Below are 10,737 nucleotides of genomic sequence, written 5' to 3'. Positions count from 1 at the left end.
GCGATGTGACTGACTGAGCCCCGGACAGCGCGACCGCATATCCCTCGTAGGACCGGCTTTAGCCGGGGAGGCGTCAGATGCCTCACCCCAAGATCCGCTGCGTACTCAATAACCTATTCCCGGCTGAAGCCGGTCCCACTGAAGGCATCGCGTTCCTCCAATGTGACTGACTGAAACCCGGACAGCGCGACCGCATATCCCTCGTAGGACCGGCTTTAGCCGGGAAGACGTCATATGCCTCAACAAAAGATCCGCTGCGTACTCAATGGCCTATTCCCGGCTGAAGCCGGTCCCACTAAGAGCAGACGGTTACAACGATCCATTGTAGGCATCAGCGGCAGACGCAAACCCCGTTGGAGCCGGCTTTTTGTCGTCGCTGCCCTCCCGGCGGTCGAGTCACGCTGTACGATTTTCAGGCCACGCGGCGTCGATTGAATCGAAATATGCGCCATTCATCTCCGACAGCTGTCGATCATCGACTGCCCTGCAACTCGATGGAATTTTCGCGAACTGCCTCCCTCTGACCTACATATCAAGAAAAGTCAGCAGGCTAACCATGACCTCTTTACAGCTACTGTCCGAGCGTTCTGCCACGGCGCACCTATCCAACGGCGCCCACCATTCGCTGTACTCCCGCCTGCTGCGCGGACAGGTGGACAGCGAGTGGGACAACGTTCGCGACTTCCTCCAGGAGCACCTGGAGAAAGCGAATACGCTGCCGTCAAACCTGCCTGCTGACCTCAACGATCTGTCGGCTTGGGTGGCCAGTAACAGCCATTCCGTCGCCGAGCAGTACGGTGTCTATCTCGAGGAGCGCCGCGCTGGCGGGCCCAGGAAGTTCTTCACCAACAAAGCTCACGCGCTGTTCTTTCTGCAAAGTGTTGCGCCGAGCAAGCTGGTAGACGGCGCCTGGCTGTACGGCACGGTGAAGCATGCCAACGACTGGCGCTATCACGGCTTGATCCGCACCTACCTTGAAGAGCTGGGCGACGGCGAGCCTGCGCTGAATCACGTCGTGCTGTACCGCAATTTGCTCACCGAACACGATTGCGCGCCCATCTCGCCACTGGACGATGCGCTCTATCTGCAAGGCGCCATTCAACTGGGGCTCGGCCATTTGAGCGACGAATTCCTGCCGGAAGTGTTGGGCTATAACCTGGGCTACGAACAACTGCCGCTGCACCTGCTGATTACTGCCTTCGAGCTGAGTGAACTGGGCATCGACCCGTATTACTTCACCTTGCACGTGACCATCGACAACGCCAGCTCCGGCCACGCCCATAAGGCGGTGCAGGCCGTGCTGGATCTGTTGCCGAACGACGACAGCAAGGATGAGTTCCTCCAGCGTCTGCGCGCAGGTTACCTGCTCAACGATCTGGGCATTGGTTCGACCGACATCGTCCGCGCCTTCGATCTGGAAGAAGAAGTGGTCTCGATGCTGGAGACCAAAAGCACCTTCGGCCAGCACATGCATTCCGATTACTGCCGCCTTGAAGGCCGGACCATCAACGACTGGCTCGCCACCCCTGGCCAGAGTCGCCAGCTGTTGGGTGCGCTGGAGGACCGTGGCTGGATCAAGCGCAATCAAGACCCGCAGGACAGCCGCTTCTGGCAACTGATCGACGGTCCCGGCGCCGTGATGTTCGGTGTGTTCAGCGGCTATGAGATGCAGCTGCTCAAAGACTGGATCGCCGGTGACTGGCAGGCCTCCGAGCAGAGCAATCCGTTTCGCGCGCGCTTTCGCCGTCGCCCGGTGGCCGCGGCCGACATCAGCCAGCCGCGCAATACCCCGTCCCTGCCGCTCGAGCGACTGGTCCAGTTGATCGCCCCCGATTCCCATTCAACGCCTGAAGGTCTGGCGGCCACTCGAATCTATGCTCGCCAGCTGGCGCAAGGAAGCCTGACGCAATGAACCAGCAGACACTGCTTGAACCGAACCTTGATCAGTCTGCGCCGGACATGCCGGAAATGACCGACGCAAGCCACGACCTCGCGCTGCTCCAACTGGGACAGCGTCTGCAGGACGGCGGCTATCGTTTCACCACGGTCACGCCGCTGACCCATCAACGGGTCAACGCCCGTGAACAGAACCGCGAGGCCCGCAGCCTGCGCGACGTCTTCGGCTGGAGCCGCCCGTTCGAAGGCGGGTTGCTGGACGAAGCCGAACTCGAAGCGCTGCTTGCCTCGGGTGTGCTGCGGGCCCATGCCGGCATGTGGGTCAGTGAAGTGCGTTGGTCGAGCCTTGATGACTTGCTGTTCGTCCACTCCGCCTTCCCCACCGTGGCTCACGATTCGGTGTTCTTCGGCCCCGACACCTATCGCTTTGCCCAGGCCATTGAAGAACACCTGCGCACCTCGACCCACCCGATTCGTACTGCCGTCGACATCGGCTGTGGCAGTGGCGTCGGCGCGATCCTCATCGGCCGTGCCCGACGGGATGCGAGTGTGCTGGCGGTTGACATTAACCCCACTGCCCTGCGATTCACTGCCGTCAACGCGTCGCTGGCCAAGGCCGATAACGTGGTCGCCTACCACAGCGACATCCTGGCGGGCACCACCGGGGAGTTCGACTTGATCGTCGCCAACCCGCCGTACATGAAGGACACCCAGGAACGCGCTTACCGCCACGGTGGCGAACAACTGGGCTCCGAGCTGTCCGTGCGTATCCTGGCGCAAGCCATTGAGCGACTGGCGCCGGGCGGCAGCGTATTGCTGTACACCGGCGCGCCCTCGGTCGACGGCGTTGATCTGTTCCTCGAACAGGCGCGCGCATTCGTTGATCGTCCTGATCTCGCCTGGTCCTATCGCGAGATGGACCCTGACGTGTTCGGTGAAGAGCTGGAAACCGACACGTACCAGGACGCTGACCGCATCGCTGCCGTGGTGCTGACGGTCACGCGGATTCAGTGAAATACCCAACGACGCCGGACGGTCGCTATTTCGTCGTTAAGGGCCAACTGTGGCGCTGCAGCAACCCGGCCCTCGGCGAAGAAGAGCGCCAGCAGTGGGTCAATGCGCTGATGAAGGCGCGGCAGGCCGTCAAAGCCGCCAAACGCGCCGATGACGCTGCCGCGCTCCAGGGGGCTCGCGCATCGGTCAATGCGGCGAAGATTGCACTGGGCGAGCGCGGTCCGGTCTGGTGGTCGGACGGTGCGGCGGACTTGAATCGCTTCAAGGCTGTGAATACGCCTTATCGGGAATGGTTTGAATCGTTCTGACACAGAGTTGCGGACGGTTTGAGGCGTTCCACAGGCGACCTGACAGCAGCTGGTTATGAAATTCTCTGAACGATTAATGTGATCAGTGCGTCGGATTAGTTGCTGGCACTCAAGCCACGTCAAGGACAGAAGAGGAACTTCACTATGGCAAATCTTATTCAGACTTCCGCACTCGCATTGTTGATGGCTATCGGTAGCCAAGGCGCTTTTGCAGCCCAAGACAACGACGACTTCGTGGAAGATGCATCCGCCAAAGGTGTGGCAGAAGTTGAAGCCGGTAAACTCGCACTGGAGAAAGGCACTTCCGCTGATGTGAAAGCCTTCGCGGAAATGATGGTCAAAGATCACACGGCCGCCAATACCAAATTGAAAGGCATTGCTGACACCAAGAAGCTGGAAGTGTCTGATAACGCCATGCTCATGGACAAAGCCAAAGCGATGATTCTTGAGCTGCGCAGTTCGAAGTCGTTTGATCAGGCGTATGCGAACAACCAGGTTGTCGCCCATGAACAAACCATCGAGCTGTTCAAGAAAGAAGCCGCTGAAGGCAAAGACGCTGATCTGAAAGCGTTCGCGACCGCTGCGTTGCCGAAGCTGGAAGAGCACCTGACCCACGCCAAGGCCTTGGCCAAAGCACATGGCGGTGACGCTGCTAAATAGTTCGGAGGACGCCTGTCACGGGCTGATTCGAATCTTTAGTTGAAGGAGGCAGGGTTTAGACACCCTGCCTTTTTCATGTCTGTCAGTGTGTGATCAAGCAATCCGCGCCTGCCCCCCTATAACGTGAGGCCCGACATGAGCAATGCGACCCGCAATCAAATGGCTGTTGTCCTCAATCAACTGGACGAACTTCGCGGCAGCGTTAACGAACTGTTCCGGCTTGAACTGGCCGAAGTCACCGAGCTGACCGGCCACCAGACGGTGGACGATAAACAGAGCATCGCTCAATGCTTTGCTACGCTGGAAGCGTCTATCGTGGACATGGAACAGACCCTGGCGATGCTGGCGGAAGCGACGGAGCAGCGTGGGGCTTTATAGCGCGTCTACGCTCTATGCCAGGCCGTCGATTTTGCAGTGTCTTGGCCGACGCCTTCCCGGCTAAAGCCGGTCCCACTATCAGACCGCGCTGCACCGTAGGACCGGCTTCAGCCGGGAACTGGCCCGTTCAGGCGCCCCCATTGTTGCGGGTGTCAGGAGAGGATCGAACCGATACCGGAACTCCGCCCGCGCCGCGAACTCTGCGTTTAACAGACACAGGCTGCAGGCTGAGGGATTTCCATGAGTGCCGGACTGGACGAATACAACCGCAAGCGCGATTTCGACGCGACGCCCGAGCCGTCAGGCAGCGCCAAGAAAAAACGCGCTTCGAGCAACAAAGCAGCCCATGCCCTGCAGTTCTGCATCCAGAAGCATGACGCCTCTCGCCTGCATTACGACTTCCGCCTCGAAATCGATGGCACGCTGAAAAGCTGGGCCGTGCCCAAGGGCCCCTCGCTGGACCCGGCAGCCAAGCGCCTGGCGGTGCACGTTGAAGATCACCCGGTCGGATACGCCACCTTCGAGGGCAGCATCCCCGAAGGGCATTACGGTGCCGGCGACGTCATCGTCTGGGACCGCGGCGTGTGGACACCCCTCACCGACCCTGCCGAGGCCTACGCCAAGGGCAAACTCAAATTTGAACTGCAGGGCGAGAAGCTCGGCGGCGTGTGGAATCTGGTAAAGACGCACATTCCCGGCAAGCAGGAGCAGTGGTTCCTGATCAAGCACCTGGACGAATTTGCCCGCCCGGAAAGCGATTACGACGTCGTCAGGGAACTGCCCGACAGCGTGCTCAGCGATCGCACCCTGATCCCTAAAAAACGCGGGAGCAAAACGGCGGCAACGTCAAAGCCTGACAAGCCCAAAGCGGTAGAGAAAGTCCCCGCCCCCCGGAAGAAATCCGCCAAGGCGCAACTGGTCGGCGCCGAACCTGGCGATATCCCGGATCTCATCAAGCCCGAACTGGCGACGCTGGTGGAGTCGGCGCCTGAGGGCGACTGGCGGTACGAGATCAAGTTCGATGGCTACCGGGTCATGGCGCGAGTCGCCGAGGGCAACGTGCAGCTGTTCACCCGCAATGGCCATGACTGGACGCACAAACTGCCGCACCAGGCCGACGCCATCGCCGGACTGGGCCTTGAATCGGCCTGGCTCGACGGCGAGATGGTCGTCGCCAACGACGAAGGCGTGCCCGACTTCCAGGCCCTGCAGAACGCCTTCGAGGCCGGCCGCAGCGGCAACATTATTTATTACCTGTTCGACATGCCCTTTCTCAACGGCATGGACCTGCGTGAAGTGCCGCTGGAACAGCGTCGCGCCGCGCTGTCCAAGGTGCTCGAACGGACCGACGACGAGGTGCTCAGATACTCCGAAGACTTCGCCGAAGTGCCGGAAGTCCTGCTCAACAGCGCCTGCCAGATGAAAATGGAAGGCCTGATCGGCAAGCGCGCCGGCAGCCCTTACCTGTCGCGCCGCAGCGGTGACTGGATCAAGCTCAAGTGCAAGCGTCGCCAGGAATTCGTCGTCGTGGGCTACACCGATCCCAAGGGCGCGCGCAGCAAATTCGGCGCATTGCTCTTGGGTCTGCACGATGCCGACAGTGGCGAGTTGAGGTACGCCGGCAAGGTCGGGACCGGTTTCAATGAAGCGACATTGGGCACGATCTACGACCAACTCACGCCGCTCCACGGCAAGAAGGCTGCGGTGGTCAATCCGCCCACCGGCTTTGAAGCCAAGGGCGTGCATTGGCTCAAACCAGTGCTGCTGGCCGAAGTAGCGTTTGCCGAGATCACCAAAGACGGATCGGTCCGGCACGCTGTTTTCCATGGCCTGCGCACCGACAAGCCTGCGGAGTCGATCACCGAGGAGCTACCGGCGCCGGCGCCATCAACCGATCAAACGTCGAAGCCCGGGCAGGCGTCAGACGTGCCAGAAGCGCGGTCGGAAGACACGCCAAAACCTGCGACGACGCGTAAGCGTGCGAAGGCATTCAAGCCTGTCAACGCCGAAGAAGGTCCGCGTGAGTCCGATGCCGCCGACACCCGAACAGGCAAGATTCGCCTGACCCACCCCGAGCGGGTGATCGATCCCACCAGCGGCGCGACCAAGCGCGACCTCGCCGATTACTACATCCGCATTTCCGAATGGCTGCTGCCGCAACTGTCCCAACGCCCGGTGGCGCTGGTGCGGGCACCGGAGGGCATCGGCGGCGAGCTGTTCTTTCAGAAAAACGCCGACCGCCTCGCCATCCCCGGCATCGAGACCATGGGCAAGGAATACACCGGCCATCCGGTGATGCTGATCAACAACATCGAAGCACTGATCGGTGCGGTGCAGATGAGTGCCATGGAGCTGCACACGTGGAACGCCGTCGCCAAGAACCTTGAGCGGCCGGACCGTTTCATACTCGACCTCGACCCCGATCCCGCGCTGCCCTGGAAAACCATGGTGGAAGCCACGCAACTGACCCTCGCTGTGCTGGATGAACTGGGGCTCAAATCGTTCCTGAAAACCAGCGGCGGCAAGGGGATTCATGTGGTCGTGCCGCTGACGCCGAAAGCGGACTGGGACGCCGTGAAGGATTTCAGTCATGCCATCGTCAAGCACATCGCCAGGCTGCTGCCGGAGCGGTTTTCGGCGGTGGCCGGGCCGAAGAACCGCATTGGCAAGATCTTCATCGACTACCTGCGCAACGGGCTCGGCGCCACCACGATTTGCGCGTACTCGGTGCGCACCCGGGAGGGCCTGCCGGTGTCGGTGCCGATCTATCGCGAAGAACTGCTGGAGATCAAAGGCGCCAACGCTTGGGACATCCACACCGTCCACGAACGTCTCGCCGAACTGGACAGCGACCCGTGGGCGGACCTGGGCAAAACACGCCAGACCATCACCACCCCCGACATGCGCAAACGGGTTGGGCTTAAATAACCCATCCGCGACGCGGGCTTCCTGTAGAACCGCGATGACGTAGTAGGACCGGCTTTAGCCGGGAAAGGGTCGGCAGCCACACTGCAAAGATGATGGTGTCTACACAGGCCTCTTCCCGGCTGAAGCCGGTCCTACCAGCACCAAACGCACCGCTAATCCCCCACCGCTGCAAAGTCCTGAACTAAACCCCTCGCCGCCTGCTCCGCTACTTAGTTGCCCCTAATTAATCGCGGAGAAAAACCACAATGAGAGCACTCACCTACCACGGCGCCCATGACGTGAAAGTCGACACCGTCCCCGATCCCGTCATCGAACAGGCTGACGACATCATCCTGCGCGTGACCGCTACCGCAATCTGCGGCTCCGACCTGCACCTCTACCGCGGCAAGATCCCCACCGTCGAACACGGCGATATCTTCGGCCACGAATTCATGGGCATCGTCGAAGACACCGGTTCAGCCGTGACCGCCGTGCAGCGCGGCGACCGAGTGGTGATCCCCTTCGTCATTGCCTGCGGCGAATGCTTCTTCTGCAACATGGACCTGTACGCCGCCTGCGAAACCACCAACACCGGTCGCGGCGCGATCATCAACAAGAAGGCCATTCCACCGGGGGCTGCGCTGTTCGGCTTCAGCCACTTGTACGGCGGCATCCCTGGCGGCCAGGCCGAATACGTGCGCGTGCCGAAAGCCAACACCGGGCCGTTCAAGGTCCCTGGCACGCTGTCGGACGAAAAGGTGCTGTTCCTCTCCGACATCCTGCCCACCGGTTACCAGGCGGTCCTGAACACCGGCATCGGCCAGGGTTCGAGTATCGCCATCTACGGCGCGGGTCCTGTGGGGTTGATGGCTGCGGCCGTGGCCCGGATGCTCGGCGCCGATCAGATCTTCATGGTGGACCATCACGCTTACCGACTGGCGTACGCCCAGGCCACCTACGGTGTGATCCCGATCAACTTCGATGAAGACGACGACCCGGCCGATACCATCATTCGTCAGACCAAGGGCATGCGCGGTGTCGACGGCGTGGTCGATGCGGTGGGTTTCGAAGCCAAGGGCAGCACCACCGAAACCATTCTGACCAACCTGAAAATCGAAGGCAGCAGCGGCAAGGCGCTGCGCCAGTGCATTGCTGCCGTGCGCCGTGGCGGCGTGGTCAGCGTGCCGGGTGTGTACGCCGGTTTCATCCACGGCTTCCTGTTCGGCGATGCGTTCGACAAGGGCCTGACCTTCAAAATGGGCCAGACTCACGTGCAGCGCTACCTGCCGGAATTGCTGGAACACATTGAAGCCGGCCGTCTCGCGCCCGAAGCGATCATCAGCCACCGCATGTCTCTGGAGCAGGCCGCTGAGGGCTACAAGATTTTCGACAAGAAACAGGAAGACTGCCGCAAGGTCATCCTGACCCCCGGGAGCCCGGAAATCCCTTTGACTGCATCCGTGACCGAAACTGAAACGGGTACTGCAACGGTTACCGGCATCCCCGCCATGTGATCCCGCGCGGACCGAGGACAATGAAATGGACACGCTGTTCTCGGCCGCCCTGGTGGTCATCATCCTTCTGATCGACGTGTGGGCCATCGCCAATGTCTGGCGCGGCCCCGAATCGCCCTGGACCAAAATCGGCTGGGTGGTGCTGATCTTCATTTTCCCAGTGATCGGCGTTGCCATCTGGGGCATCGCCGGGCCACGGGGCATCGCCAGAGCCCCCACGTCCAGGGTACGCCGCAAGGGCTGAAGCGCTGCACGGGCTGCTTCTTTTGCTGCGCGGCGAGCAGGCGCGAGGCCTGGGCGCGACGCAGCAGTCCATCCATGATCAGTTACAGAATCGGCTTGCCGCCGGTCACGCCGTAACGTGTGCCCGAAATGTAACTGCCTTCGTCGGACCCCAGCAGGACGTAGATCGGCGCGACCTCCACTGGCTGACCCGGACGGCCAAGTGGCGTCTCCTCGCCGAAGCTTTTCACGTCTTCGTCGGTCATGGTCGACACAATCAGCGGCGTCCAGATCGGACCGGGCGCGACACTGTTCACGCGAATGCCGCGCTCACCGAGCAACTGCGCCAGGCCAGCGGTGAAGTTGGCGATGGCGCCCTTGGTGGCCGCGTACGGCAGCAGCGTTGGCTTAGGCGAATCGGAATTGACCGAACTGGTGTTGATGATCGAACTGCCCGCAGCCATGTGGGGCACCGCCGCCTTGCAGATGCGAAACATCGCGGTGACGTTGATATCGAAGGTTTTCACCCATTCCTCGTCGGAGATTTCCTCAAGAGATGCGTGGGACATCTGGAACGCGGCGTTATTGACCAGCACGTCGATGCGGCCGAACTTCTTCACCGTTTCATCGACGATGGCCACGCACTGCGCCTTCTCAGCCAGATCGCCCGGCAGCAGCAGGCACTGACGGCCCGCCTCCTCCACCCAGCGTGCGGTTTCCTTGGCATCTTCGTGTTCATCAAGGTACGAAATCGCCACGTCAGCGCCTTCACGGGCGTAGGCGATAGCGACTGCACGGCCAATGCCGCTGTCGCCGCCGGTGATCAGCGCAATCTTGTTGCTCATGCGGCCCGAGCCCTTGTAGCGGGTCTCGCCGCAGTCCGGGTAGGGGTCCATTCGGCTCTGATCGCCAGGAACAGGCTGCTGTTGAGGCTTGAACGGCGGTTTCGGGTAATCAGTCATGGGGCTCTCCTTGAAATGTTCCAACCCAAACGGTCAGCGTTAAAAGTGGACTGAACGACCGGGGACGAGTTCGGAGTTTTTTGCAGCGGCCCTGCTAGACGATTCGCCAGATGTTCCAGCGCCGGGGTTGATTGTTCCCGCAACGGAAACACTGTATTGCGAAATGATAGCTAGCTAACGGTTAACCCCACTGCTAGTTTCAATCACGTTGAATCCGCCGATTTGACAACCCCCCCGGAGCCGCCTTCACGTCAGAGATAACGTGACGGCGGCTCGCTTTTTGTGGACAGCCCCAGGCGCATTGGCACGAATTTTCTGATCGGACCCCTGCTCACTCGGCCGGCCACGACGCTGTCAAGCCTCCCTTTTCCCTTCCGAGTCGGACATCATGGCCGTCGGCCGTTCCTGGCCGGTCATCCACACACTCGTAGAAGAGAACGCCCATGGCCAACCACGACATCACCTTCACGCCGGATCCTGACGCCGATTCCATCTCCTCGGACGTCGCCGGTTTCGGCGGTCTGCTGGTTTCCACGCAGATCCCCACCCGGGCCGACGGCAGTCTGGAACTGGGCGGTATCGTCGAGCAGAGCGAATGCACGTTGCAGGCGTTGAAAGCGGCACTGGAGCGGGCCGGCAGTTCCATGGACCGCGTGCTGCACCTGACCATCTACCTCACCGACATGGCCGATCGCGCCGCATTCAACGAAGTCTACACACGCTTTTTCGCCAAACCCTGGCCTGTGCGCGCCGCAGTGGGCGTCGCCGCGTTGGCCGTCGAAGGCATGCGCGTGGAAGTCACGGCGATGGCCGCCAAGGCCTGATCACGCGGGTTTCCGGCGCCCCCACCCCACAGGCGGGCGCCATCGGGCAGCA

The 10,737-nt window shown here is 61.2% G+C and carries 10 protein-coding genes; 9 read left to right on the top strand and 1 reads right to left on the bottom strand.

All coding sequences use genetic code 11. The features are described from left to right. The first annotated feature begins 556 nt into the window (after positions 1-556). The 8 genes from SLW74_RS10960 (at position 557) to SLW74_RS10925 (ending at position 8,921) form a co-directional block, all read left to right on the top strand. Positions 557-1,912, top strand: a complete 1,356-nt coding sequence (locus tag SLW74_RS10960) for an iron-containing redox enzyme family protein (RefSeq protein WP_410928869.1) — start codon at positions 557-559, stop codon at positions 1,910-1,912. A 47-nt stretch (positions 1,913-1,959) separates the two neighbouring features. Further along, positions 1,960-2,910, top strand: a complete 951-nt coding sequence (locus tag SLW74_RS10955) for a methyltransferase (RefSeq protein WP_410929047.1) — start codon at positions 1,960-1,962, stop codon at positions 2,908-2,910. After that, positions 2,907-3,218 carry a hypothetical protein gene (locus SLW74_RS10950; protein WP_410928868.1) on the top strand — a complete coding sequence of 104 codons (312 nt, stop codon included), beginning with the start codon at positions 2,907-2,909 and terminating at the stop codon, positions 3,216-3,218. Before SLW74_RS10955 ends, SLW74_RS10950 begins: the two co-directional genes overlap by 4 nt. Positions 3,219-3,362: 144 nt before the next feature. After that, positions 3,363-3,878, top strand: coding sequence for a DUF4142 domain-containing protein (locus SLW74_RS10945; protein WP_410929046.1), 516 nt, complete (start codon positions 3,363-3,365; stop codon positions 3,876-3,878). Positions 3,879-4,013: 135 nt separating this feature from the next. Continuing rightward, positions 4,014-4,256, top strand: a complete 243-nt coding sequence (locus SLW74_RS10940; protein ID WP_410928867.1) for a hypothetical protein — start codon at positions 4,014-4,016, stop codon at positions 4,254-4,256. Positions 4,257-4,496: 240 nt separating this feature from the next. Then, positions 4,497-7,184 carry a DNA ligase D gene (gene ligD / locus SLW74_RS10935; protein ID WP_410928866.1) on the top strand — a complete coding sequence of 896 codons (2,688 nt, stop codon included), beginning with the start codon at positions 4,497-4,499 and terminating at the stop codon, positions 7,182-7,184. Positions 7,185-7,429: 245 nt separating this feature from the next. Then, entirely contained in the window at positions 7,430-8,677 is a 1,248-nt protein-coding gene (locus tag SLW74_RS10930) for a zinc-dependent alcohol dehydrogenase (protein ID WP_065988797.1), read from the top strand. Between the two features lie 25 nt (positions 8,678-8,702). Continuing rightward, positions 8,703-8,921, top strand: coding sequence for a PLDc N-terminal domain-containing protein (locus SLW74_RS10925; RefSeq protein WP_410928865.1), 219 nt, complete (start codon positions 8,703-8,705; stop codon positions 8,919-8,921). An 82-nt stretch (positions 8,922-9,003) separates the two neighbouring features. Here SLW74_RS10925 and SLW74_RS10920 read toward each other — a convergent pair whose 3' ends face one another. Further along, entirely contained in the window at positions 9,004-9,861 is an 858-nt protein-coding gene (locus tag SLW74_RS10920; protein ID WP_410928864.1) for an SDR family oxidoreductase, read from the bottom strand. A 443-nt stretch (positions 9,862-10,304) separates the two neighbouring features. Between SLW74_RS10920 and SLW74_RS10915 the strand changes: the two genes are divergently transcribed. Beyond that, on the top strand, positions 10,305-10,685 hold the full coding sequence (locus tag SLW74_RS10915; protein ID WP_410928863.1) for a RidA family protein: 381 nt from the start codon (positions 10,305-10,307) through the stop codon (positions 10,683-10,685). Positions 10,686-10,737 lie beyond the last annotated feature (52 nt).

The sequence above is a fragment of the Pseudomonas sp. W5-36 genome (assembly GCF_046540455.1).
GTDB lineage: Bacteria > Pseudomonadota > Gammaproteobacteria > Pseudomonadales > Pseudomonadaceae > Aquipseudomonas > Aquipseudomonas graminis_B.
The sequence above is the reverse complement of the archived record's forward strand: the minus strand, read 5'-3'. Positions and strand labels throughout refer to the sequence as shown.